Annotated in this window: 19 protein-coding genes; 14 read left to right on the forward strand and 5 right to left on the reverse strand. The window is 38.0% G+C overall.

Features of this window, described 5'->3' with window-relative positions:
- Positions 1-197 precede the first annotated feature (197 nt).
- The 4 genes from QNH20_RS10825 (at position 198) to QNH20_RS10840 (ending at position 7,014) form a co-directional block, all read left to right on the forward strand.
- Positions 198-2,006, forward strand: a complete 1,809-nt coding sequence (locus QNH20_RS10825; RefSeq protein ID WP_283922888.1) for a TIGR04190 family B12-binding domain/radical SAM domain protein — start codon at positions 198-200, stop codon at positions 2,004-2,006.
- Between the two features lie 357 nt (positions 2,007-2,363).
- Positions 2,364-2,564 carry a cold-shock protein gene (locus QNH20_RS10830; protein WP_007083969.1) on the forward strand — a complete coding sequence of 67 codons (201 nt, stop codon included), beginning with the start codon at positions 2,364-2,366 and terminating at the stop codon, positions 2,562-2,564.
- A 170-nt stretch (positions 2,565-2,734) separates the two neighbouring features.
- Entirely contained in the window at positions 2,735-3,880 is a 1,146-nt protein-coding gene (locus QNH20_RS10835; protein ID WP_283922889.1) for an exonuclease SbcCD subunit D, read from the forward strand.
- Positions 3,877-7,014 carry an AAA family ATPase gene (locus tag QNH20_RS10840; protein ID WP_283922890.1) on the forward strand — a complete coding sequence of 1,046 codons (3,138 nt, stop codon included), beginning with the start codon at positions 3,877-3,879 and terminating at the stop codon, positions 7,012-7,014. Before QNH20_RS10835 ends, QNH20_RS10840 begins: the two co-directional genes overlap by 4 nt.
- Positions 7,015-7,260: 246 nt before the next feature.
- Here the strand turns inward: QNH20_RS10840 and QNH20_RS10845 are convergent, their stop codons facing one another.
- Positions 7,261-8,919, reverse strand: a complete 1,659-nt coding sequence (locus QNH20_RS10845) for an FAD-binding dehydrogenase (protein ID WP_283922891.1) — start codon at positions 8,917-8,919, stop codon at positions 7,261-7,263.
- A gap of 271 nt (positions 8,920-9,190) precedes the next feature.
- On the opposite strand from QNH20_RS10845, the gene QNH20_RS10850 reads away from it, so the two are divergent.
- The 9 genes from QNH20_RS10850 (at position 9,191) to QNH20_RS10890 (ending at position 15,991) form a co-directional block, all read left to right on the forward strand.
- The gene (locus QNH20_RS10850) at positions 9,191-9,520 is read left to right on the forward strand and encodes a PadR family transcriptional regulator (RefSeq protein WP_283922892.1); all 330 of its coding nucleotides are present in this window, start codon (positions 9,191-9,193) and stop codon (positions 9,518-9,520) included.
- Positions 9,517-10,719 carry a DUF2812 domain-containing protein gene (locus QNH20_RS10855; RefSeq protein WP_283922893.1) on the forward strand — a complete coding sequence of 401 codons (1,203 nt, stop codon included), beginning with the start codon at positions 9,517-9,519 and terminating at the stop codon, positions 10,717-10,719. Before QNH20_RS10850 ends, QNH20_RS10855 begins: the two co-directional genes overlap by 4 nt.
- A 136-nt stretch (positions 10,720-10,855) precedes the next feature.
- The gene (locus QNH20_RS10860; RefSeq protein WP_283922894.1) at positions 10,856-11,176 is read left to right on the forward strand and encodes a hypothetical protein; all 321 of its coding nucleotides are present in this window, start codon (positions 10,856-10,858) and stop codon (positions 11,174-11,176) included.
- A 131-nt stretch (positions 11,177-11,307) separates the two neighbouring features.
- Positions 11,308-11,829 (forward strand): hypothetical protein, encoded by a 522-nt coding sequence (locus QNH20_RS10865; RefSeq protein ID WP_283922895.1) that lies wholly within the window; start codon positions 11,308-11,310, stop codon positions 11,827-11,829.
- 263 nt (positions 11,830-12,092) lie between these two features.
- Positions 12,093-12,773, forward strand: a complete 681-nt coding sequence (locus tag QNH20_RS10870; protein ID WP_283922896.1) for an HAD family hydrolase — start codon at positions 12,093-12,095, stop codon at positions 12,771-12,773.
- Entirely contained in the window at positions 12,763-13,737 is a 975-nt protein-coding gene (locus tag QNH20_RS10875) for an alpha/beta fold hydrolase (protein WP_283922897.1), read from the forward strand. Before QNH20_RS10870 ends, QNH20_RS10875 begins: the two co-directional genes overlap by 11 nt.
- 93 nt (positions 13,738-13,830) lie before the next feature.
- Complete coding sequence (locus tag QNH20_RS10880; RefSeq protein WP_283922898.1) at positions 13,831-14,814, forward strand: hypothetical protein; 984 nt, start codon at positions 13,831-13,833, stop codon at positions 14,812-14,814.
- A 166-nt stretch (positions 14,815-14,980) separates the two neighbouring features.
- Complete coding sequence (locus tag QNH20_RS10885) at positions 14,981-15,391, forward strand: VWA-like domain-containing protein (RefSeq protein WP_283922899.1); 411 nt, start codon at positions 14,981-14,983, stop codon at positions 15,389-15,391.
- 144 nt (positions 15,392-15,535) lie between these two features.
- Positions 15,536-15,991 (forward strand): GNAT family N-acetyltransferase, encoded by a 456-nt coding sequence (locus tag QNH20_RS10890; protein ID WP_283922900.1) that lies wholly within the window; start codon positions 15,536-15,538, stop codon positions 15,989-15,991.
- 176 nt (positions 15,992-16,167) lie between these two features.
- On the opposite strand, the gene QNH20_RS10895 is transcribed toward QNH20_RS10890, so the two are convergent.
- Positions 16,168-17,472 (reverse strand): Nramp family divalent metal transporter, encoded by a 1,305-nt coding sequence (locus tag QNH20_RS10895; protein ID WP_283922901.1) that lies wholly within the window; start codon positions 17,470-17,472, stop codon positions 16,168-16,170.
- Between the two features lie 237 nt (positions 17,473-17,709).
- Here QNH20_RS10895 and selB point away from each other — a divergent pair, with 237 nt between their 5' ends.
- The gene (gene selB / locus QNH20_RS10900) at positions 17,710-19,593 is read left to right on the forward strand and encodes a selenocysteine-specific translation elongation factor (RefSeq protein ID WP_283922902.1); all 1,884 of its coding nucleotides are present in this window, start codon (positions 17,710-17,712) and stop codon (positions 19,591-19,593) included.
- Between the two features lie 43 nt (positions 19,594-19,636).
- Here selB and QNH20_RS10905 read toward each other — a convergent pair whose 3' ends face one another.
- The 3 genes from QNH20_RS10905 to QNH20_RS10915 all read right to left on the reverse strand — a co-directional run bounded on the left by QNH20_RS10905 (position 19,637) and on the right by QNH20_RS10915 (position 26,119).
- Positions 19,637-21,142: a TerD family protein gene (locus QNH20_RS10905; protein ID WP_283922903.1), complete on the reverse strand. Its 1,506-nt coding sequence runs from the start codon at positions 21,140-21,142 to the stop codon at positions 19,637-19,639.
- A gap of 201 nt (positions 21,143-21,343) precedes the next feature.
- Positions 21,344-22,804 carry an alanine/glycine:cation symporter family protein gene (locus QNH20_RS10910; RefSeq protein ID WP_283922904.1) on the reverse strand — a complete coding sequence of 487 codons (1,461 nt, stop codon included), beginning with the start codon at positions 22,802-22,804 and terminating at the stop codon, positions 21,344-21,346.
- A 177-nt stretch (positions 22,805-22,981) separates the two neighbouring features.
- On the reverse strand, positions 22,982-26,119 hold the full coding sequence (locus tag QNH20_RS10915) for an MMPL family transporter (protein ID WP_283922905.1): 3,138 nt from the start codon (positions 26,117-26,119) through the stop codon (positions 22,982-22,984).
- Positions 26,120-26,133: the final 14 nt, after the last annotated feature.

The following is a 26,133-nucleotide window of genomic DNA, read 5'->3' on the forward strand; positions in this document are numbered from 1 at the left end:
CTTTAATCGGATCTTTCGAATCGCCTCAGGAAAACCGAAGAATAACCTTCTTCGGTTTTTTCTATATCTATAGTGAAAAAGAGGTTATTCCTATATTTTGGGAATTATCGGTTTTTTGTAATATTTATACGAGATTATTACAAAAAAATAGATTACTATAAGGTAGTAGAAATAGATATTTAGGAAGGTGATTGAATATGTATGATTTGGTATTGCTGCATCCACCTACTGTTTATGATTTCCGTAAAGAGATGCTGTTTACTGGTCCAATCAGTGATGTGGTTCCTTCTTCCCCTGTGTTTGAAATGTACCCGATTGGCTTAACCAGCATTGGGGATTATTTAGAACGTTTTGGATTAAAAGTGAAGATAATTAATATCGCCAATCGGATGCTTCTAAATCCCAATTTTGATGTAGAAAAGAAAATCAGAAAAATAAAGACTAAAGCGTTTGGAATTGATCTTCATTGGCTGCCGCACGCTCATGGCAGTGTAGAACTTGCAAAGATTATAAAGAAGTATCATCCAGATACCCCAGTTATGTTCGGAGGACTTTCCAGCACTTATTTTCACAAGGAGCTTATTGAATATCCTTGTATTGATTTCGTGATGCGGGGTGATACAACTGAAAAGCTAATTCTCATGCTTCTTAATAAATTGGAGAAAAACGAGGAGAGTTTTTTTGATATACCCAATCTTACATGGAAAAAAGAGGGTTTATATCATTTCAATGAAATGTCCTATGTCCCAGATAGTCTAGATGATTATAATTTACCTGGCTACCGTTATATCATTAGATCTGTTTTTAAGTATTTTAATCTATTAGACCCACTGCCATACAAGGGGTGGCTGCATTATCCGAATACAGCAATTTTAACTTCTAAAGGTTGTACATATAATTGTTTAATATGCGGCGGTTCAAAAGATGCTTACGCTCTTAACTGTAATAGGAAAAAGCTTGTGATGCGCTCTCCTAAGAAAATGCTTGAAGATATTGCGTTAATTCAACGATTTACCCGGGCACCCATTTTCCTGTTAAATGATATCAGGCAAGGCGGAAAAGATTACGTTGATGAATTCTTAACTGGTTTAGAAAAAATGGACTTGAAGAATGAAATCGTTTTTGAATTATTCAATTATGCAGATGAGGAATTTTTCAAACGGTTAAACAAGGCTATGCCTAAATATAGTATTGAACTTACGCTTGAATCAGCCGATGAAGATATTCGAAAATATAATGGAAAGCTGCCTTGTACAAATGATAAGGTTATCGAAATGCTGCAATATGCCCTAAAACATGACTGTGCTAAGATTGATTTATTCTTTATGACGGGAATACCTAATCAAGATTATGAAAGTGCTATGAGGAATGTGGATTTTTGTGAAATTATTCACAAAGAGTGTGGTGGAAATGCAGGTATTTCTTACTTTGTCGCACCGCTTTCACCATTTCTTGATCCAGGAAGTCCAGCTTTTGAAAATCCGGAAAAATATGGCTATAAAAAATTCTGCCATAAACTTGAGGACTTCCGTGCGGCAATGAAGCAGCCTTCATGGAAGAATATGCTGAGCTATGAAACGAACAAAATGACAAGGGAAGACATTGTCCGAGCAACATATGATTCTGCCTTAAAATTAAATGAATTTAAATACAAAAATAACATTATTACAAAAGATGTTTATGATGAAGTGGCAGTTAAAATCAAAAAATCGGTCGAATTCCTCAAACGATTGGACGAACTGGCACTTTTACCAGTAGATGAGCAAAAGATTGAAATGGCAAAGATTAAGGAAGAGGTAGACAAAATCAATCGTCATAGCATCTGTGGAAAGAATGAACTTAAGTGGGAGGTTAAAAAGCTATTTGCCGATTTTCCATCGTTAACGTTGATTGGCTTGGAATTACTAGTGAAGGACATTATTAAAGGAGTAAGGTGCCGGTTTGGAAAAATCGACAGAAATATTGTTGTAATGCCAAACACACAGAGTGGGAATATTGAGAAGTAATTAATTTAAATACCCTTTATAACAATGTAGGAGGATTTTTTATAATATATTTTTCTGCAAAATCTGACAATTAGATTGGGGGAGTATACGTAAGAAGATGTAATAATGAATATATTCTCCCTGTTTATTGTATAGAATGTAGAATTGTGTAGGTCTTTGTCGTTCGTTCATTCCTTGACTTTTAGGCCTAATAATGTTAAATTTTATTCAGCCGTTGCACGAGATTAAATTTATATTTCAAGCTTGTTCAAAGTTTAACCGATGTTTGGATGAGAAAATGAAGGTAAAGCTATCACGTTGTAATTTGGTGAATTTTACACATGGCTTAGCTTTAAGCCAATAGGAGGATTTTTTTACATGAAAAACGGTAAAGTAAAATGGTTTAACTCAGAAAAAGGTTTCGGATTTATCGAAGCTGAAGATGGTAACGACGTATTCGTTCATTATTCTGCAATCCAAACAGAAGGTTTCAAAACTTTAGAAGAAGGTCAAGAAGTTTCTTTCGAAGTTGTTGAAGGAGCTCGTGGACCACAAGCTGCTAACGTAACTAAGAAATAATTTTAACAATACTAATTATAACAGCCCGGACAATGTGCCGAGCTGTTTTTTGTTGTTTATTGTGCTAGAATAATATACCCAATCGTAAGGATTTCCATCCTCAAGGAAAATCATATTTTGCTATAATAGTAGTATTGAATGACGCAGATAAAAAAGTTGGGGTGATACAGATGAAATTTATCCATACAGCCGACTGGCATTTAGGCAAGCTGGTTCATGGTGTCTATATGACGGAAATTCAACGGGAAGTTCTCGAGCAATTCGTAGCAATTGTTGCTGAAGAGAAGCCGGATGCGGTGGTTATTGCAGGTGATCTATATGATCGTTCCGTACCGCCGACAGATGCTGTTGAGTTACTTGATGAAATCCTTTTTAAAATTAATGTTGAGCTAAAAACGCCAGTTGTGGCGATTGCCGGAAATCATGATAGTGCCGAGCGGCTCTCGTTTGGCAGTTCTTGGTACAAATATAACCATTTTTATCTTTCGGGTAAATTATCGAATAGCTTTAAGCCCATACAAATAGCTGGAGTAAATTTCTTTCTTGTACCATATGCTGAACCCGGAGTCGTCCGCCAGCTCCTCGAGGATGATTCTATCCATTCCCATCAAGATGCGATGAAGGCCATTATCGGTAAAATGGAAGATTCCATTAATCCGAATGAACCTAACATATTGGTCGGTCATGCATTTGTATTAGGCGGTCAAACCTCTGATTCTGAACGGGTATTATCTGTCGGGGGTTCAGGGTGCGTAGGTGCTCAAATTTTCGACCCTTTCTCCTACACGGCACTTGGCCATTTACACAGTCCTGATGCTATCAGGCATAACAAAGTAAAATATTCAGGCTCTCTCTTAAAATATTCTTTTTCCGAAGCAAAACAAAATAAGTCGATCTCGATTATTGAAATGGATGAAAAAGGAAATTTCACCCATCGATACCGGTCGCTTACACCAAAACATGACATGCGGGAGCTAGAAGGGCATTTGGAGGAGCTGCTTGATCCCTATTTTTATGAAAAAGAACGAATCGATGACTATTTAAAAATTACTTTACTCGATGAAGGTGCGTTAATCGATCCAATTAATAAATTGCGGCAGATTTACCCGAACGTTCTCCATCTAGAGCGGAAAATTGATATCACTGATCTGAAGAAAAAACAGTCTTTTAATGCTCTCCGAAGTGAGAAAAAGTCGGATATTGAGTTGTTTGAACAATTTTATTCAGAAATGACAACTTCTGAATTTACGAGTGAAAAAAGAGAAGTAATGACTGATATTATTGAAAAAGTGCTGAAGGAGAGGAACGCACTATGAAACCGTTAAAACTGATGATGCAAGCGTTTGGACCTTATGCAGGCAGGGAGGAGATTGACTTTACCCAGCTTGGAAGTAGAACGATGTTTGTAATTTCAGGAAAAACTGGTGCAGGAAAGACGACGATTTTTGATGCCATTAGTTATGCAATTTACGGAAAAGCAAGCGGTGAGGATCGCAATGGCCCTGAACTTCGAAGTCAATTTGCAGCCGATGATTTATTAACGGAGGTTTCTCTTGATTTTTCTCTTCGTAACAAGGTTTATTCTATTACTAGGTCACCACAACAATTGAAGAAAAAGGAAAAGGGTGACGGTCATACCTCAATAGGTGCTAAAGCAGAGTTGTTTATATGGGATGAACATGGCGAGAAAAAGCTGTTGGCTTCGAAAATCAGTGATGTCGAGGAAAAAATAAAGGAGATCATGTTGATCGATGCCAACCAGTTCCGCCAAATCTTAATGATTCCCCAAGGAGAATTCCGAAAGCTGTTAACATCTGATAGCAAGGATAAGGAAGTTATCCTTCAGCGGCTTTTCCATACACAGCTTTATAAAATGGTAGAAGAAAAGCTGAAGCTAGAGGCGACTGAGCTGAAGAAATCTGTTGAAGATCAGGTACAGGCTCGTAATGAGGCGATACACCGTATTCATGCAGTGACAAATGAAGGGCTCCTCGAATATATGAATGCGGACAGTGTAAATGACACCATTATCATGCCGCTCTTACAAGCAGAAATTGCCGGAATGGGTGAAATGTTAGAACAGTTTATCAATCAAATAAATGAAAAGGGTCAAACACATGACAAACTTAAGGTGAAGCTTTTTGAAGCTGAATCGATTTTGAAACAGCTGCAAACAAAAGAGGTCTTGAAGGAGCAGAAAACCCGTCTTGTCGCTCAGGAGGAAATGTTTACTGAAAAAGAAAAACAGGTTCAACGAGCACAAAAAGCTGCACTTTTAGCAAAACAAGAGGAGCTTTGCCACCGTTTAAAGCGCGAAGTTGACCAATTCCAGGAAAATGTGAATTCAATAAAAATAGAAATTGAAAAATTAGTCGGACTATCCAAACAGTATGAACAACAGCTGCAAAATGAAATGGAGCGTGAGGGCGAGCGGCAGGCTGTCCTTGATGAAATAAATCGATTAGGGAATATGAAAGAGGATGTTTATTCATTTACATCATTACAGAAAGAAACTGCGATTAAGGATGCTGAACTTAAATCTATAAAAGAAAAACAGTTTCAATTTGAAAAAAATCTTAAACAATTGGAAGAAAGAATAACAACCCTTATACAGCAAAAAGAAGAAATTGAAAAAGGGAAGATAATCTTTTTTGAAAATGAAAGTAAAATTGAAAAGTTGAAGGTTGAGCTAGAGCGCTTTGAAAAATATGAATTTTTGCTTGTGCGTCATCAAAAGGAGGAGCAAAAGCTTAAAGCAATAACCGGCCGTTATGAAAATACTGCTGCTAGATTTCGGGATGCTAGAGTCCTAGTTGAAGATTTAGAGAAGAATTGGATGCATGGGCAAGCCACCATTTTAGCGGCAAAACTACAAGCGGGAGAAGCTTGTCCTGTCTGCGGCTCAGAGCATCATCCGTCACCAGCCATTCAACATTCTGGTCATATACCGACTGAAGAGGAGTTGAAAGCTGCTAAGGAGCAAGCAGCAAAATGGGAACAAGAAAAGTCAAATGATGAAGCGAAATTTTACCAATGTCAATCAGATGAGAGAGCACAAAAACAAGCTGTTCTTGAATTACTTCAAGAAATCCGAAATTACCGAGCAGATTTTATTGAAGATAATTTATCAATAGTAAAAAGTGAGACAGTATTAGCTAAGGACCATCTAGTTCAAATTCAAAGAAAGCTTTCAGAACAGATTAAAAAGCTTGAGAATGTGACGGTTGAATTAGAAAAAAGTAAGTCTGAAAAGATAAATTTACAAAATGCTATTCAACAACTAGCGGCTAATGTGAACGATTTAACGGTTCAATTTACCGAAAAGAAAACCAATCTTACTAGGATGATGAACATCATTCCTGAAAACCTTCGGTCAGAAGCAGAATATGAAAAAACACTGGCAGCTTCTCGAAGCCGCCATGAAATATTGGTGAAACAATTAGAGGATGCACAGCAGCGCCTTCAAGTAGTTAAAGAAAAGCTTTCAAATGAAACAGCGAGATTACAAGATGCAAAAGCGCATCTTGCTGGGAAACAACAGGAGCTCGACATAGAACGTGAAGTTTTTTTAAATAAATTGTCAGAGCAGGGATTTGAAAAATATGGCATGTATGCAGCCTCTAAAAGGACAGAGGGAGAAATTCGCAGTCTTGAGTCTGAAATCCGCAGCTATAGGGAAGAATTGCGTTCTGTTTCAGACCGATTGAAAGAACTAACGGATCTATTGGCAGATGTGAAAACGCCAGATGTTGAGGGATTAAAGCTTTCGCTCGGTGAACTTACAAGTGAAATTGAAGTACTGAATCATCAGCGTACGGATGTATTCGTTAAGAAGCGGGATAACGAAGAAATTTATAGCAGGGTTGAAAGCTTGAATGAACAGATGAAGATGTTAGAAGAAAGGTACAAGCTAATTGGTCATCTATATGAGATTACTAAGGGACAAAATAACTTCCGAATTACCTTTGAACGGTACGTGCTTGCCGCCTTCCTTGATGATATTTTGCGAGAAGCTAATATCCGATTGAGAAAAATGACATCAGGACGTTTTCAATTATTAAGAAAAACAGACCGATCAAAAGGGAATGCACAAAGCGGCCTGGAATTACTTGTCTTTGATCAATACACAGGACAGGAACGCCATGTCAAAACCTTATCGGGCGGTGAAAGCTTCAAAGCCTCATTATCTTTAGCGTTAGGTCTTGCGGATGTGGTGCAAAATTATGCCGGAGGAGTATCGCTGGAGACGATGTTTATCGATGAAGGATTTGGTACGCTTGACCCTGAATCGCTTGATCATGCAATTGAAGCATTAATGGATATCCAGAGCAGCGGGCGTTTGGTCGGTATTATTTCACACGTGCCAGAACTTAAAGAACGGATTGATATCCGACTAGAGGTTATCGCAGGCCAGACTGGAAGTAGGACGGAATTTATGTTTACAAATTAAATGCTATAAAAAATAAAGCAGTGGAGTTTCATCGATATGAAAATTCACTGCTTTTGAATTTTTATAGAATATCTGGCCGAGAAACTGAACAAAGCCTTACACTAGTCGTAAAAAATGCAATAGTGACCAGGAATTGAAAAAAAGCGCTTTACTGGTCACAAAAAATAGTAATTGTGCCCGGGAACCGAAAAAAAGCGCTTCATCTGTCACAAAAATTTTTTTGTTAGTCTGAAGAGGATTAAATGGTTATGATTCTAAATCCTTTGCAAGTGCACGCCCGGCTTGCCTTCCTGTAAACAGGCAGCCGCCGACGAATGTTCCCTCCAGTGAACGATATCCATGAATGCCACCCCCGCCAAACCCGGAAACCTCACCAGCAGCAAATAGACCCGGGACTGGGTTTCCAGATGAATCTAGAACTCTGCCAGATAAATCAGTTTGAAGCCCGCCAAGCGTTTTTCGACTAACCATGTTTAAACGGACAGCAATTAATGGACCCATTTTTGCATCAAGAATTTTATGGGGTGAAGCAACCCTAATAAGTTTATCACCAAGATAATTCCGTGCACCGCGCATCGCGGTTATTTGCAGATCTTTCGTAAATTTATTATCAATTTCTCTGTCTCTAGCAACAATCTGCCGTTCGATATCTTCCAGGTTTAACAAGTTATCCCCGGTAAGTTTGTTCATCCCGGCAACAAGTTCCGGCAAAGTATTGGCGATAACAAAATCCTCACCTTTATCCATAAATGCTTTTACAGGAGATGTCGGCCCTGGCAGCACACGAGCTAATACCTTTTTAATACTCTTTCCAGTCAAATCCGGATTTTGCTCCGACCCTGACAAGGCAAACTCTTTTTCAATGATTTTCTGCGTTAAAATGAACCATGAATAATCATAACCAGTCTTCATAATGGCATCAAGGGTTCCTAAAGTGTCGAAGCCTGGGAAGTTTGGTGCAGGGAAACGCTTCCCTGTGGCATCGAGCCATAAAGAGGACGGACCAGGAAGAATCCGGATACCATGCATTGGCCAAACCGGGTCCCAGTTTTTTATGCCTTCTGTATAATGCCACATTCTATCTCGATTGACGATACGACCGCCAGCCTTCTCTGTTATTGCTAGCATTCGTCCGTCAACATGCTGTGGAACACCTGAAATCATATTTTTTGGAGCCTCGCCAAGTCGCGCCGGCCAATTTTTTCTAATCAGTTCATGGTTGCCTCCAATACCTCCACTAGTGACCATCACAGCTTTCGCATGGAATTCAAAATCTCCAGCCACATCGCGGGAACTTGATTCGCCGCGAGGAACCGAACTTGGAACAAGTATTTCCCCGCGTGCCCCGATGACGGCACCTTTTTCCGTCAATAATTCATTCACTCGATGGCGTGGGCGATAATCAACAAGACCATTAGCCATTGCTTTTCGGACTCTATCTTCAAATGGTTTAACAAGACCAGGACCTGTTCCCCAAACGATGTGAAACCGCGGAACAGAGTTGCCGTGTCCTTCTGCAAGATAGCCCCCGCGTTCAGCCCAGCCTACTACTGGAAAGAAACGAACCCCCAAATCATATAGCCATTTGCGCTTTTCACCTGATGCGAAGTCAACATAGGCCTTTGCCCACTGTTTTCCCCAGTAATCCTCGTCTTCTTCCCGATCAAAACCTGCTGCTCCTAACCAGTCCTGCCAGGCAAGTTCACGCGAATCCTTAATCCCCATCCTTCGCTGTTCCGGTGAATCGACGAGAAATAACCCGCCAAAGGACCACCATGCCTGTCCGCCAAGAGATGCTTCCGGTTCTTGGTCTAAAAGGAGTACTTTCTTATCTGCATCCGCAAGCTCAGACGCTGCCACTAAACCAGCGAGTCCAGCACCCACAACGATTACATCATAATTCAAACTTCTTCCCCCATTCGTAAGAATTATTTAAATTACAGTTTTTTTTGAAAAATCAATATTTAAGATTATACCACGACTACTGGTCCAATGTTACGATTTCAATACTAATCATTAGACTAATTGATACGTATCAACTGTCATGAATATTTTGGAAAAAAACATATTGAAGTCTATGTCACGACGTGATATAGTCATGATGAGACATATTTACTTGCGACATAGTTTCAAAAGATTATTCACAATATAACACCAAACTTGTGAGGTGAGAATTTTGGATATTGATAAAGTCATAAAAAAGTATGTACCGATGACAGAAACGGCGTTCTACATTCTTCTATCTCTGACGGAACCGCGTCATGGTTACGGTATTGTTAAACATGTAGAGGACATTACAAACGGAAGAATTGCTTTAGGATCTGGAACCGTTTACGGAACGTTAACGAAAATGCAAAAAGATGGAATCATAACGGTATTCGCTGATGAGGAAAGAAAAACGGTATATGAGGTAACGGAAACAGGAAGAAAATTAATTACAGCCGAGATTAACAGACTTAAGGAACTGTACCAGAATGCATTGAAATATGAGGGGGATTTTTTGTGATCAAAAAAATTTGCAGGCCTTTCTGGAGTTATGATGTACAAAAAACAGAAAAATGGCTCTCGTCTATGGCGGAAAATGGGTATTTTTTAATCAAGATCAATCGAGTATCACGGTGTTTTTTCTTTCAACAAGGTAAGCCTAAAAAGCTAACGTACCGAATTGGATTTGATAAAATGCAAGGGGAGACACTATCAAGAGGGTTAATGGCAGAGGGATGGACCAAGGTCTTACGTACGGGTAACTGGTTTGTCACGTCTAATGAAAAGTCACCGGAGCAAATTAAAACCTCTTCTGTCCGGGAAGGAATAATTAAACATAATCGAATCGTAAAGTATATTTTTGGAGGTGTAGTATTTTATTTTTTGATTATGGCAGTATTCTTTCTAAGCATCTCTGGGCTAATTTTATTTTCAGCAGATTCCCAAGTTGAGGTAGTAGAAAGTCCATATTGGATATTCACCTATTTATATTTTTGTGTTTTAATAGCTATTTTCATTCTTGGACTATATTCAGTGGTTAAAATTAATCGGACAAATAAAAAATTACTGAATGAAAAAATAAATAGAGATGAACTTTTCAGGAAGACTCAAGGTAAAGGCAAACTAAACAAAGCGGAAGAAAAGAAATTAAAGCGATCAGGGCAATTGGTTATTAAAAGAAAACTAGGCTGGATGTATGCTCCTGATAAGTTAGAACAGTGGCTCGAGAAAATGGAGGAACAAGGATTTAATCTCTACCGCGTTAGTAGGGCGGGAACAACCTTCCATTTCTTTGTAGGGCATCCGCGAAAGGTAAGTTATTGTGCAGATTATCAAAACATTGCTGATGAGAGCTACTTTGATATCCACAGGGATGCAGGCTGGTATAATGTATTTCAGTCCTATGGATCATTGCAAAAATGGTCGATCTGGAGCCGCGAATATTCTGAAGGCGAAGCCCGCCTACAAATTTACAGTGATAAAACCAATCAATTAAAACATGCAAGAAAGATCGGTATCGCCTATACATGCTTGTTCCTCCCTTTAATCATTGCCTATTTGTTTAATATAGGGTTGGGATTAGAAATGATTAGTCATAACAAACTAGATAAATTGCAAATTTTTAGTATGGTTATTATGTTTATAGCAATTCTGTCTTTTGGGAGCTATTCAATCAGGACATGGATGTATTACTGGAGATTAAAAAAGCAGGTTGGTTGAAAATAAAGGGCAAAGAGCAGAGTGGAGATTCCACTCTTTTTGCTCATAATGGTACCGGAAAATTCTAGTAATAAAAAGGTAATCCTTTCCTTATTGGAGAATACATTTATAGTGCACCGTAGGAAAGGAGTATTTTATGAAAGTTTTTTTCAAAAATGCCTTAAAGGTTTCATTTACATCACTGATTGCAACGATTATTGTAACAATTTTATTATTGGGTTTGCTGAGATTGGCTGGTTTTGATTCAAAAATACTTCATATGATTGGAAAGGTTTATATTGCAATTGCCTTACCGTTTTTAATCTTGAATCCAGTATTTGGTTTAATCTACGCGTTTTATGTCAAAGGAAAAATGAAAATCCTATTTATATTTTTACACTTTGCTTCAATTTGTACGATTTCAGTATTTGCGTTTATAATCTTTATGTTTAGATATTTTGTCCCTTTTGCTCCTTAAATCGTAACACAAGGAAAATTATGATAAATCGGAAAACAATTTTCGAAGTATAGGTTGTTAGAATTGTTTCGTATATATCATTCCATAATGCAGAATAATATGTTCATACATTATTAGGGGTGTCTTATTAAATGAAAAAAACTACAATTATTATTTCGGTCCTATTCGTATTGCTTTCCATTAATTCAGTGAAAGTCCAGGCAAATGAACTACCGAGATTATCCACTGAATGCCTTGAAAAAATGAAAACTCGAAATGTCCAATATAATAAAGCAATCATGAAGGATATTATTTCTGTCCTCGATTTGGACATTGATGATCAAAGCTATATTGAGGTAACAGATAGAGGGTTAGACGCTGCCAATCTAATCTATGGTGGGAAAGAAGTAGATGAATATTATCAATCCTTACATAAACAATTTATTGTTGCCTCACGCGGTGTACCGACATTGTTTGTTAAACCTGGCGAATCCTATTTGCTTTATAAGCAGCCGGATAACACGAATGTCGCGGTGCATTTAAAGCTTAACAATTTTAAATGGGAAGTAATTGAAGAGAAAAAGGAAAAAGGAAACGCCATTGACTATAAGTTGTTAAAATGTGAAAAGGAATACATGAAGGAAAAAAGAGAGTATTACAACAAGGATTATTAAAAATGCCAAGGCTTTCTCCTCTATTTAAGGTGAGGCCTTTTTTTATTTTGAGGCATCATTTCTACCATTCAGTAATAAAAAATATTTGATTCAAACCAATCACTATTTTTGTTTAGTCATAAGAGGATTGAAAATTGTTACTAAGCATTTACATCGAATACACGATAATTAGCGATTCAAAAGGTATAGATTTTTTATATTTGCGAATAAAAAAAAAAGGATTCAAAATATAGGAATAGAAAGGTTAAAGGGGGAAAGTGGACATGATCAAGGCTGTAATTTTCGATCTTGATGGAACTTTATTAAATCGAGATGCTACCGTTCAGAAATTTATCGATGATCAATATGAGCGATTAAACAATTGGCTTGGTCATATTCCCAAAGAATTGTATACATCAAGATTTATAGAATTGGATTGTCGTGGTTACACCTGGAAGGATAAAGTATATCAACAACTGATCAATGAATTTATTATTAAGGGAATTACTTGGGACAGGCTGCTTCAAGACTATTTAGAAAAATTTAAGAATCATTGTATTCCATTTCCGAATCTAATAAGTATGTTAGAAGATTTAAAAAAGAAATCATACGTTATGGGAATCATTACGAACGGAAAAGGACAGTTCCAGATGGACAATATTGAGGCTTTAGGTATTGAAAGGTATTTTAAAACAATTCTTATTTCCGAATGGGAGGGCATCAAAAAACCTAACCCTGAAATATTTGTAAAAGCATTAAAGCAACTTAATGTTTTTGCAAATGAGAGTGCCTATGTTGGTGACCATCCTGAAAACGATGTAATAGCTGCAGGTAAAGTTGGAATGAAAACAATCTGGAAAAGAGATATTCAATATGAGGGTAGCAAAGGGGATTTCATTATTGAGGATTTAAGGGAAATTCCATTCATTATCGAAAAACTGAAAGGTGAAATATATGTTCAGTAGAGCAACTCCTAATATAGTAAATAAAAACGCAGTGTCTGAATTAAAAAAAATAAACATTGGCGGAGTTAGGCAATGGCTTTTAATTAGAGGTGAAAATAAAAATAATCCTATCTTGTTAATGATTCACGGTGGACCTGGCGCGGCACAGATTGGTTTTAATCGCGAATACCAACAGGAACTTGAAAAACACTTCATTGTCGTGAATTGGGACCAACGGGGAGCAGGTTTATCTTATTCTAAAAAAATTCCAAAAGAAACGATGAATGTTGAGCAATTTTTAAATGATTCGATTGAGGTAACCACCTACTTAAAAAAGGAATATCAAAAAGAGAGGATTTTTTTAGTGGGGCATTCCTGGGGAAGTATTCTAGGTATGTTGGCGATCAACAAACATCCGGAACACTTTATACACTATTTTGGCGTTTCTCAGATTGTAAGTATGAGAATGACAGAGGAATTGTCATATGATTTAGTTCTGGAGATGGCAAGTGAACTTAATAATCAAAAAGCGATTAAGGAGCTATCTGAAATAGGAAAGCCGCCATGGAGCAGTTCAAAGCATGATCGAATTCATCAGAAATACCTCGAGTTATTTGGGGGCGGAATCTCTCATGATAGGAAATTAATCAATGAATTTGCAAAAAAAATCCTAAAGAGTAAAGAATATACTCTTTTTGATACAGTAAGACATTTAAAGGGACAGCTCTTCAGCAAGAAAGCGATGATCACTGAATTAAGAGAAATAGATTTGAAAAATGTCATTAAAAAAGTAGAAGTTCCCGTAACTTTGATAATGGGTAAATATGATTTAATGGTTCCACACACACCGTCACAAGCATTCTTTGACGAACTGGAAGCACCGATAAAAGAATGGATTTCTTTTGATAAATCAGCCCATTCGCCTAACTATGAAGAACTGGAAAAATTTACGCAAATAGTAGTAGAAAGATTGAAGTGGTCTTAAGCACTTTTGTGTACAAAAGGTAGAACGAGGTTGAATAAGATTAGTAATATAAACAATATGGAGAAGTTTAGAAAATATGAGAGGGGAAACAGGATGGACGAGTCCAAATTATATGCTTATTGTCTGCAAGGGGATGTATCTTCTGCTTTAGAGTACCTTCGTTCGATTCCGAATAAAAGTAAAAAATATCAGGAACTAGAATCCAAGTATGATCACCGTTTTTTTGGAGAAAAGCCGGTTTATCGGTTTAAAACAGATGATCCCTGGATTAGAAAAGTTTTATTAGCATATTATCAATATTTTACTTCCGTATTAACCGGAAAGAAAGTCGAAGATGCAGAAACCCAGTTGGTACAGTCGTTAGCACTATTAATTTCGGATAATGATTTAACTGACAACCTTGATGTAATCGAAGAAAAATTAAAAATCATTTTTGAGGAAAAGGGCTATCGTTTTTTAGGGGGTGTCACGTCACCGTTTAGAGGGCCCTATATTTGGAAGACAACGAAAAAAACGGATTTTACGGTTGAGTTGCCACATCAAACACAGAAGGTTACAGTTTACTTCATGAGTGATTTTATAATGCAAAGCTGGATTCATTTTGCCACCTTTGGTGAAAAGTTTGCTAGAGGGTGGGCAAAAGCTGAAGGACTATATTATGTTGATGAAGGTCCAAAGAAAAAGAGAGTAAAACTAGATAGTAATGAATTTCAAGTTAGTTATTTGAAGCATGAAGCTCAGCATCTTAGTGATTATTTACGTTTTCCATATTTGCACCCAAAAGATTTGGAATACCGTGCCAAACTGGTTGAACTAATTTATGAATCAAAATCGTTTAGATTGCTAAAGAAATTCTACTACGAAGCTAAAAATGACCCGGAATTTTCACATCCCTATTCATCCTATGTGCTTATGACAAGATTGTCTGCCTTGGCATTTGGAATAGATGAGATTCAGAATCTTGAAAAATGGAAATCTGTAGATTGTGCAACAATTCAAGATTGGGCTAGGAATTTATATGATGAGCATACAGAACAGCTTTATGTGAGTGGAAAAGAAACAAAAGGTGTCATTTAGTTCCGTTATGCCGTTATCAAAATGAAATATTGTTTGGAAGTATGATGCTAATATATTATCACCAATAATGTTTTATTTTTATTCTGTCGATATTAACCAATCATAATCCCCATCTTTTTACCTAAAATAATATAGTTCACTTATTCAAACAAAGGGGTTGTTGGAGTTGAGATGGCATAAAACAATACTTTCCATGATTCAACAGCGGCAAGATAAAAAAGTTGCCTTGGTTGTAGATACATCCACAAATGAAGCACCAAGCCTTTTGATAAATAACATAGTTAAACTGTTTGAACAACTGAAACCAGATACCATACTAGTTCAAGCAGATTTTAAAATTAGAAGTATTACTCCTATTCAAAACAATACGATTAAATATCAGACACATGGGAAATCTTCCTATACATTAGTGCTGGAGTGGGCGGAAGAAGAAAAAATTGATACGCTCTTTTACATTACAGATGTAACAGGCTATTTTGCAGAAGACATGGATAACGTAGATTTTGAACTATTTTGGCTCGTACCTGATGCTTTTTTACCGAGAGTTCCATTTGGAAAAGCAATAAAAATTGCATAAAAAGGAGCAAATCCCTCACTTTTTTGTGGGGGATATTTTATTTATTTTTAGATAAACATTCTCGGTTGTAAAGAAAAGAGGAATTTCATTGCTAATGGTGAAATGTATTAGTGGTCGATAATAAGCATAAAGGAGTTCTACAGTATGATAAAAAATCTTGATTTAAGTAATGTAGGTCTCGTCAAAGAGTTGTATGAGCTGCAGAGAGCATCCTATCTTGTCGAGGCAAAGTTAATAAATTTTTTTGAGATCCCGCCATTAAAAGAGACGCTGGAAGAATTAACAGTATGTGGAGAATCCTTTCTAGGATATTTTGAGGAAGAGAATCTTGCTGGAGCAATTTCGTACACAATTGATGATGAAGTGTTGACAATTTGCCGGATGGTTGTTCATCCTAATCATTTTCGTAAAGGTATTGCCCAAAAACTATTAATGACTGTCGAGGAAATAAATAAGGAAAATACTGTATTTAACGTATCAACTGGCAAAGAAAATAATCCGGCTAAAAGACTATATCTAAAAAATGGCTATAAATTTGAAGGAGATCTCGAGGTTGTACCAGGGTTATTTATTAGTAATTTTGAAAAAAGAAGGAGTTAGCCTTATAAGCGACCGAACTCACAGGATTTCCACGAATACGTCGTTAATAGCCTCATTAACCGGCCAAACTTTTTTTTCCACATTCTAAAATAAATAAAAATAGAGTGCTAAATCTATTCGGATCCGCACTCTTTTTATTATTAACAATGGAAACAATTTATAAAATTTGTTTTTTGTTATCCCACAATCATCTGAACAACTAACCAAACATTTAATCCCAGGATGATAACGGCAAAAATCGTGGAAAGTATGGTTGTGATCTGTTTATTGGTCAGCACGCCCATCAATTCTCTTTTTTGCGTATAGTAGATTAACGCAATAATTGGGAATGGTAATACGATGCTAAGCACCACCTGGCTGATAATTAGTGTTTTGGTTGGGTCTACGCCGATGGCTACAATGATCACAGTTGGTAGCATCGTGACTAAACGGCGGATCCATAATGGAATGGAAAATCCCACAAATCCCTGCATAATAACTTGACCGGCCATTGTCCCAACAACAGAACTTGAAATACCTGAAGCAAGCAATGATAGCAAGAAAACACTGGCTGCAGCGGAGCCGAGCAGCGGTGTAAGTGTGTGATAGGCCGTGGTCAGGTCGGCAATATGACTTTGACCGGATGTATTAAAAACGGAAGCAGCCATATACATCATCGCGAGATTTACAAATCCGGCAAGTGTCATCGCAATCATAATTTCTTTTGTACTAAATTTTTGAATCTTTATTTTTTCCATATCATTTCTTGGAACAATACGATTCTGTGTTAAGCTTGAGTGCAAATAAATCGCATGCGGCATGACGGTTGCACCGATTACTCCGACTGCAAGCATAATGCTTTCACTGTTACCCAGCCACGGAACAACACTATGATAAGCAATTTGTGAAATATCGGGCTTTGAAAGGATTGTTTCTACTAAATAACATAACCCGATAAGCAAAGCAAAAGCGGCAATGAATTTTTCCAACGGCCGGAAACCGAATTTTTCGAGCATCAAAATCAGATAGGTAACCACACCCGTAATGATAGTGGCAAACAGCATTGGAATGCCGGCAAGTAAGTTTAATGCAAGTGTTGCCCCTAAAAATTCGGCAAGGTCAGTCGCCATTGCAGCAAGCTCAGAAACTACCCACATAATGATTGTAAGCCATTTTGGCATATGATCCCTGCAAATTTCGGGTAGGCTTTTTCCTGTGGCGATTCCAAGTTTGGCTGACATGTTTTGTAAAAGCATCGCCATTAAATTGGCTAAAACGATTACCCAAAGCATTTTATACCCAAAGCGTGCACCACTTTGAATGTTAGTTGCAAAATTTCCAGGATCTATATAAGCAATTGAGGCGATGAAAGCAGGACCAAGAAACGGCAGTAATGCCCGTATCCCTTTTACTTTTCCATTTATGGCATCTCTTGCAGCAGAAACTGTTCGTTGTTCCGCTGCACGAGCCTTATCAACTGCAAGTGAATTTGTATAGCTCATCGGATACCATCCTCTCTTTTACTTTTTTCGTAGATGCAAGGTTTGTTCGCTAATGAACAAAAGTTGCATTGGTGCAAATTTATAAATCTATTATATATAATTTCGAAAAATTTGTGAATGTTTTTGCTTGAAAATTAAATATTTCTTGAGAGAGAAATTGAAATGAAAATGTTCGCTTGAACAAAAGTACTTTAAAGGCTACAGTAGAATGGAAGAACGATTAAGAAGGTGGCAATCTTGGAAAAACGATATTTTACAATTGGGATGGCGGGACATATTGACCATGGGAAGACGTCCTTAACAAAAGCGTTAACTAATGTCGATACAGACCGTCTAAAAGAGGAGAAGGAACGACAAATTTCGATAGAACTCGGGTTTGCTCCATTATATGAAGACAATGAAATCCAAATTTCAGTTATTGATGTACCTGGACATGAGCGCTTTATCCGGCAAATGATAGCAGGAGTTGCTGGGATTGATTTAGTGGTGCTTGTCGTAGCAGCTGATGAAGGTGTGATGCCGCAGACGAGGGAACATCTTGATATCTTAAAATTCTTAGGTGTAAAAAATGGTGTAATCGCCATTTCAAAAATTGACAGGGTTGAGGAAGAATTTATTGAACTGGTTAAAGACGATATTTTAGAAGAGCTTACCGGGACCGTTTTTGAGGATGCCCCATTTGTTCTTGTTGATAGCTTATCAAAAATAGGTATTGAAGAGATAAAAGAATTAATCAGAAAAATATTAATGGATCAAGAAATGCGTGATGCAAAAGGGGCATTTCGTTTGCCGATTGATCAAGTATTTACGGTAAAAGGTCAAGGGACGGTTGTTCGTGGAACTGTATATGAAGGTACAGTTGAGGAAGGACAAGCACTAAAAATTATGCCAAAAGGAATTGAAGTAAGAGCAAGGCAGATTCAAGTGCATCATAAACAGGCTGGGAAAGCGTATGCAGGACAACGGACGGCCATCAACTTATCAAATGTATCAAAGGAAGATTTGGAACGTGGTGATGTCCTCGTATCATCCGAACATTTTATTGTGACGAAAACAGTTGATGTTGCTATTCGAATGGTTGAGGATTTAGAACATATGGTCAAGCAGCGGATGCCAATCAAGCTTCATATAGGAACCACAGAGGTAATGGGTCGCATTGTTTTTTTTGACCGCAACGAGATTAAGGAAGAAAATGGGGAGATTCTTTGTCAGCTGCGCCTTGAGGAGGAAATTTTGACAAAACGCGGAGACAGATTTATTTTACGCAGGCCAAGCCCTCAGGAAACCATCGGCGGTGGCTGGGTGATTGACCCCCGTGGAAATAAGTATCGCTTCGGGAATCAAACAATTGAAGAGCTTGAGAAAAAAAAGGTTGGAACGCCTAAGGAGCGCATTACAGCGGCTTTAATCGAAGCGAAAAGTCTTCCATTAAATGAATTAATTAAACGGACAGCACTTGATGAAGAAACATTAACAGAACATTTAACTGAAGCCGAATTTGTTTTATATAATAGAAAAGAGTATACACTCAAGTTAATAATCCATTCGATTGAGGAAGACATTTTTGATAGGTTGCAGGAATTTCATCAGGCCCATTCAATGAAGACTGGGGTAAATAAGGCTGAGCTATTGCACACTCTTCAAACAAGGTTTCCTAAAACCTTACTGGAATTTGTGGTGGAAAAAGGAATCGAAAATGGAATCTTTAAACGGAAAGAACAATTTGTTTCCTTATCATCCTTTGTACCGCATGTTCCTAAAAGCTGGGAGAAACGAACAGAAAATTTACTTGTGGAATTAAAGAGGGACGGACTAAAGGTTCGTTACTTAAAGGATTATTTTTCAACTGCCGGGATTCCTGAAATGTTGGAATTTGATTTAAAGAGATTTCTTGAAGATCAGGAGTTAATTGTACTACTAGATGAGCAATTTGCCTATCACGGGGAAGTGTTTAAGGAAGCAGTTGGAAAACTTCGCAGCCAAACAGGTTCTGAATTTGAAGTAGGCGACGCAAAGGATGTTCTTGACCTATCAAGGAAATACATGATTCCATTTTTAGAAAGATTGGATGCAAAAGGTTTTACAAAAAGGGTAGAGAATAAACGAGTTTGGCAACTATAAACGAAAAGCCTCATTTCCTAGCCGGAAATGGGGCTTTTAATTATTACGACAGAAATTCAGCTGGATTTAAACCAAGCTCTCGGCAGATGTCTGCAACCATTTGTTGTTCATTGTGATCGAAGTTTCCATCAGCATAACCGATGGCAATACAATAGCGGGCAACTAACCGGGAAATTTCCGGCTTTGATCTTATTTTTCCAAGGGCACGAAATGCCTCTGCACGCCCCATCATGCGGTCATTTTCCATTCTAGAAATAAATAAATTAAATTTTTGTATCACTTTATTCGTTTCAAATACTCGCAATTCCTCACTTTGATGGATAAATTCCATCATCTTTTGCCGTTCTGATGCGTCTAAATAGCCGTCTGCCATCGCTACTAAGGCACATGATGCAACAACAGCATCAAGAACGTCCTGGCTTTTATATCGATTGAATAAATCCTGTGCTTTTCGCTTTTGATTGTTTGCCCATTCGGCATAATCCGTTTGCGAAGGGGACCATGTGCTGCCACAGCTATTACATGTTAGCTTTAGCTGGTTTTTCCCTATAAAACCGCCCAGTAAGCCGACAGGACCAAGGATTAACCCGCCGATAGCTGCTTTACCTAAACCAAATCCTTTTTTCCCAGTTCGGACATTCGTTGAATGGCAACGCGGGCACATGATATCGTCTCCACCATAGGTTTGACGTGAGCTAGAGGTCGTTGGGTATGTTGTCTGTGCTGGATACCCATACGCAGGCTGCTGGTATGACGATTCCGGTTGAAGATGTACGGGCTGCTGGTATGAAGGGTTATTCATTTGGCTTTGTTGGTACGGATTATGGCTAGTTTGGTTTTGCAGATACGGATCATATTGATTCGGATTATTTTGCTGGTAAGGATTATTTTGTTGAGAAGAGTTAAAACTACTTTGATTCTGTTGATAATTTGACTGCTGTGTTGGTGGTGTTGATGGTGCGCTCACAGGAGGGTCATCAACCGTAATGCCAAAGTTGCGGCATAATGCAGCTAATCCACCTTGAAAACCGCTTGCAATCGCATTGAATTTCCATTCTCTGTTATGGCGATATAACTCCGCCGCAACAATCGCTGTTTCAACTGTAAAGTTCCTGCCTAAGTTAAATCTTAATAATTCTTCGTTAGTAAGCTCATTAAAAATACGGACATAAGACTCCGATACTTGTCCGAAATTTTGCCGGTTCACCTGTGCATCGTGAATGGTAATCGTAAAGGCGATTCGATGGATATGGGATGGAACATTGTTTAAATTGATTCTGATTTGTTCATCATCTCTTACACCCGTACCAATGCGGTTATCGCCGCTGTATATGATTGATCCATTTCCACCTAAAGGGTTGTTATAAAAAACAAAGTCCTGATCACTGTTGACTTTGCCAGTTTCACCTAATAAAAATGCCGAAGCATCCAAATCAAAGTTAGAATTAAGATTGCTGCCATTCCATCCCAAACCTACCACGACTTTTTGCAGACCGGGGTGTGATTTCGTTAAATCAACCTTTTGCCCCTTACTAAGTGTAACACCCACACTTTTCACTCCTCATCCTTTATTGTTTATGTACATTATAAATCTATTTTTGAAAAAGGGAAAAACTTCTAGCTGCAGTACTTTTGCCTACTCTTAAATTGTACGAGAGAAGGGACAAAAAGTTTCACTTTTATCCAATAGTTAAAAAGAAATAAGGACTAACTCATAAAAGTTAGCCCCTTACCTCATATTTTACAAACATCATCCTGTTTTTTCTTCTTCAACTGGCTGAGAATACTCATGCTCCCAGAAGTCAGCATCTTTAATTCCAAGTTTTACAGGGTCAAAAACAGGATCCTTTCCATCTTTCAGCTGTGCTTCATAGTCTTTAAGAACTTTTAATGCTGGTTTAGTCAAAAGGAGAATGGCGATAATATTTAACCAAGCCATACTTCCCACACCAATGTCACCTAATGTCCAGGCGAGGCCCGCTGTTTTCACACATCCGAAGAATACCATTCCTAAAATAGCTACTCTAAGAATATATTCTGACCATACACGCCTTACTTTTTTATTAATATAGGCAAGGTTGGTCTCTGCCATATAATAATAGGCCATGATCGTCGTAAATGCGAAGAATAATAAGGCAATCGCGACAAAAGGAGCACCAAATCCAGGTAGTACTGATTCAACGGCGGCTTGTGTATAGCCAGGACCTGGTTCTACATCCGCGAGATTTTTAACAATCGTTTTTCCGCCTTCAGGAGTAACATTGTACATTCCAGTAATCAGAATCATGAACGCTGTTGCAGAACAGACGAATAACGTATCAACATAGACTGAAAACGCTTGAACAATTCCCTGTTTGGCAGGGTGGGATACCTCGGCTGCAGCAGCTGCATGCGGGGCAGTACCTTGTCCTGCTTCGTTGGAATAAATACCTCGTTTAACCCCCCAAGAAATGGCAGCACCAAGAATTCCACCAAAGGCAGCATCAGCGCCGAATGCACTTGAGAAAATTAATTTTAATACACCAGGTAGTTCAGAAATGTTCAAAATTGTAATAAGAAGAGCCACGATGATGTAGCCCAGAGCCATAAATGGGACAACGAATTCAGCAACTCGAGCAATCCGTTTTACTCCCCCAAAGATGATGATTCCAAGGCATAAAGCTAAAACCACTCCTGTAATGGCAGGGGGAATATGGAAAGCATTTTCAACGCTTAATGCAATACTATTTGCTTGTACACCTGGTAAAAGGACTCCTGTTGCAATGACAGTTACAACCGCAAATAAAACGGCATACCACTTCATTTTTAAGCCTTTTTCTATGTAGTAGGCAGGGCCGCCACGGAATTGCCCATTTTGTTTTACTTTATATACCTGACCTAAAGCTGCCTCAACAAAAGCTGATCCTGCACCTAAAAATGCAATTGCCCACATCCAGAAAACAGCACCTGGTCCGCCATAAGCAATCGCTGTTGCAACACCGGCAATGTTACCAGTCCCAACCCGTCCTGATAATGCAAGGGTTAATGCCTGGAATGAGGAAATACCCGCATCTGATTTACCACCTTTAAACATCAAAGGAATAATGTCTTTCATGTGCCTTACTTGAAGAAATCTTGTTGCAAGAGAATAAAATAAACCTACCCCTAAACATAAATAAATAAGTGCTGGGCTCCAGATAATCCCACTAAGCCAATTTACAAACTGTTCCATCAAATTCCCCCTTTGTACGTTACTGTTTATTATTATATAACAGATTATTATGCAAATAAAAGAATTTTTTTAATCTTTTAATTATTCTAATATATTAACGTATTAGAATAGTAAAGATAATTATTCAAAAATAAAAAAAGATGCACACTGCCCAATTTATCAGCGTGCATCTTAAAATCAATTTGTATGATTGATATCATTATTTTTTCTAAATGGCCACCAGTTGGCTTCTCCAAATGTTTTTACCATTACTGGTACAAATAATGGAAGGATGACAAGTGCGTATAGGGCTAAACCAATAAGGAGAATCGTAGCAATTTCAAGCAAAGATAAGACGCCGGATGGCATCATCGCTGCGAATGTACCGCCAAGAATTACGGCTGCTGAGATGATGACTGTACCCATCTTTTTCATAGAGAGTAAGATTGCTTGTTGAACTGGCATGTTCCGGTATTCGTTGAAACGATCCATTAAGAAGATGCTATAGTCGATACCAAGTGCCAGTAAAATAACGAACGAAAAGAATGGAACGGCCCAGCTGATCCCTGTGTAACCTAACATATGAACAAAAATGGCTTCTGAAATGGACATCGAAGTAAAGTAGGTAAGGATTAAGGAACCAATTAGATAGAGCGGCATTATAAACGAGCGAAGTAAAATAATTAGTATAATAGTAATACCCGTAAGCATTAATATAACAGTACGTGAATAATCGGCCTTAGAAATGGTGTCAAGATCGTTATGCATGCTAGATACACCACCAACAGCCACTTTTGCATTTTCGAGCTTTGTTTCCTTAACTGCTCGTTTTACCGCCTGTTTAAGTTCCGGGATCCGATCTATGGTTTCATTAGAGTATGGATTTTTATTAAAGACAACATCAATTGTCATCACTTTACGATCCTTAGACATATAAGCATTGAGAGCCTGCTCGAAATCCTTACTGTCTAAGACGTCCTGTGGAATATAAAAACCATTTTGTTTTTGCTTCGATACATCTGTAAGATAATCTTGGGCAGAGTTAAGTCCATTTGATACTTGATTTAAGCCATCTACGCTTTGTGTCAAACCGTCTGAAAGCTGGGTGATTTGGCTACTCATGTCTTCAAAACCCGTGAGGATTTGTTCCTGACCGTCCTTAAGGTCATTTAAACCACTTGAAAAGTGCGGAATGCCTTCGATAGCTTTTTCTTGGCCAGATTGCATTTGATAAAGTCCTGTCTCAATCTTATTTAATCCTGGTAAAAGCTGTTCCATACCGTAAATAAGTTTTTCTTGGCCAGTAATTGCTTCCGCAAATTGACTATTAGCATAATTGATTCCTTCCTGTACACTTTTTAGTTTTATATTTAATTGCTGTAACCCTGAATCCAGTTCTTTTGCTGCTGCCTGGGAGCCCTGAATGGTCATTTTGATAGCTTGATAGTTTTGGTTTCCTTGTATATCACTATATTCATTTTCAAGATTAGTAAAATATTGATTTGTTGATAATAAGACTTGGTGTAAAGTAGTCAATCCATTTGCAGTTTTCTTATAATTTTCATTAAGCGTGGCTAATCCGGCATTTGTCATCTGATAACCAGCAAGCAATTGTTTGCTTCCTGCTAAAATCTCCGCAGATTTAGTCTTGATCTGTTCAAATCCTTTTCTAATCTCAGTAGAACCAATAGAACTATCTTTAAGCCCGTTCTCAATTTTTGTAAGTCCTCCTTGAAGTTCTCCCATTTTTGTTTTTATTGTGTTAGTACCAATAATTAGTTGATTAATCCCATCAGTTGCTTCCTGCATCTTCGGCTGATTCGCTGTCATCTGGCCGCCTGCTTCAGCAAGGCCATCACTGATTTTTTTAATCCCATCATTTCCCTGACCGAGACCATCACTAAGGCTTACTACTTGTTGTGACAGATAAAAATCATCAATGGGCGTACCAGTAGGGCGGGTCACGGAACGGACGGTGTCAACATTATTAACCTTTTCCAGCTCCTGACTGATTTTTTCCGTTAGAGCAATATATTCTGATGTGTTCATTTTATCATCGTTTTTAATCACAATTTGTGTTGGCATCGATTCACCGGGACCGAATGAATCTGCGATGATATTGAAGCCTTTTATGGAAGGATAATCATCACTTATTTCTTCAAGTGAGTTAAAGGATAATTGATCCTTATAGGTGAATAAGAATGGTACAGAAACGATGGCAACAAGGATAAAGGCAATCAACGGGCGCTTTAGGGCAAATTTGCCCATCATACCCCAGATTTTGCTGTCACCATGTTCAAGCTTTCCTTTGGATGGCCAAAATAGCTTTTTTCCAAGCAAAGCCATAAAAAATGGAACCACGGTGAAAAGTGCTAGTAACAAAATCGCAACCCCAACAGCAACGGCTGAAGCAGATTTGTAAAGCTGAAAGGTAGAAAAACCGATTGATGCAAACCCTATTAGAACTGCGATACCGCTATATATTACCGTTTTCCCGGCAGTACGATAGGTTGTAATAATCGCTTCAGTTACATCTCCATCTCTTGATAATTCTTCTTTAAAACGGCTAAGGAGTAAGATACAATAGTCTGTTCCAATCCCGAAAAGAACCGCGACTAAGAAAATCTGGGTAAAGGTTGATAAGGGGAAGTTAACGTGATCTACTAAAAGCCCGACAATGGATTGAGCAGTTAGATAACTGAAACCTACTGTTACCAACGGAATAATCGGTGCAACCGCGGATCTAAATACAAGAAGCAGCACAATTAGAATAAATCCTACGGTAATACCTTCTGTTTTTTTCAAGCCTTCCTGTGAGTTAGTGACAAGGTCCTCGTTAATGACCCAGCTTCCGGTATAGTAATAATCGAGATTGACATTATTAATCGCATGATATAAATTTTCGGTAATATCTTTTGCTTCCCGGCCATTTGCTGTCACTTTAAGTGAGACCAGGATGGTTTTTTCGTCTTCTGAAACTAGCTGATCCTTTAATTCCTCCTGATTGAAATGGGTGAGGATATCAGTAATGCCAAGTTTCTTTTTATTTTTTTCAAGTTGATTAACAGCTTTTTCAGCATTCGAAAAATCTTCTTTCGTTAACTTTTTATCACTATGGAAGACGAGAGCAGTTTGTAAATGACTGCCTTTATTTTCACTGGATTGAACATCTCTGAGAATATTATCGGCAATGGTTGACGAATAGCCTTCAGGAACGGTAATTTGCCCTTTTTCTCGAACAAGAGCCTCCATATTCGGTGCCACCATAAAAAGTGCAGTAATAACAGCAATCCAGGCGATTAAGATGAACCACTTTCCTTTGAGTATTGCTCTCACTTTTTCATTCCCCC

The organism is Neobacillus sp. WH10, from assembly GCF_030123405.1.
Taxonomy (GTDB): Bacteria; Bacillota; Bacilli; order Bacillales; family Cytobacillaceae; genus Neobacillus.

Excerpts from the sequence above, each read along its gene's own strand:
- QNH20_RS10825 (WP_283922888.1), top strand. The coding sequence starts at position 198 with ATGTATGATTTGGTATTGCTGCATCCACCTACTGTTTATGATTTCCGT.
- QNH20_RS10830 (WP_007083969.1), top strand. The coding sequence starts at position 2,364 with ATGAAAAACGGTAAAGTAAAATGGTTTAACTCAGAAAAAGGTTTCGGA.
- QNH20_RS10835 (WP_283922889.1), top strand. The coding sequence starts at position 2,735 with ATGAAATTTATCCATACAGCCGACTGGCATTTAGGCAAGCTGGTTCAT.
- QNH20_RS10840 (WP_283922890.1), top strand. The coding sequence starts at position 3,877 with ATGAAACCGTTAAAACTGATGATGCAAGCGTTTGGACCTTATGCAGGC.
- QNH20_RS10860 (WP_283922894.1), top strand. The coding sequence starts at position 10,856 with ATGAAAGTTTTTTTCAAAAATGCCTTAAAGGTTTCATTTACATCACTG.
- QNH20_RS10865 (WP_283922895.1), top strand. The coding sequence starts at position 11,308 with ATGAAAAAAACTACAATTATTATTTCGGTCCTATTCGTATTGCTTTCC.
- QNH20_RS10870 (WP_283922896.1), top strand. The coding sequence starts at position 12,093 with ATGATCAAGGCTGTAATTTTCGATCTTGATGGAACTTTATTAAATCGA.
- QNH20_RS10875 (WP_283922897.1), top strand. The coding sequence starts at position 12,763 with ATGTTCAGTAGAGCAACTCCTAATATAGTAAATAAAAACGCAGTGTCT.
- QNH20_RS10880 (WP_283922898.1), top strand. The coding sequence starts at position 13,831 with ATGGACGAGTCCAAATTATATGCTTATTGTCTGCAAGGGGATGTATCT.
- QNH20_RS10890 (WP_283922900.1), top strand. The coding sequence starts at position 15,536 with ATGATAAAAAATCTTGATTTAAGTAATGTAGGTCTCGTCAAAGAGTTG.
- QNH20_RS10895 (WP_283922901.1), bottom strand. The coding sequence starts at position 17,472 with ATGAGCTATACAAATTCACTTGCAGTTGATAAGGCTCGTGCAGCGGAA.
- QNH20_RS10910 (WP_283922904.1), bottom strand. The coding sequence starts at position 22,804 with ATGGAACAGTTTGTAAATTGGCTTAGTGGGATTATCTGGAGCCCAGCA.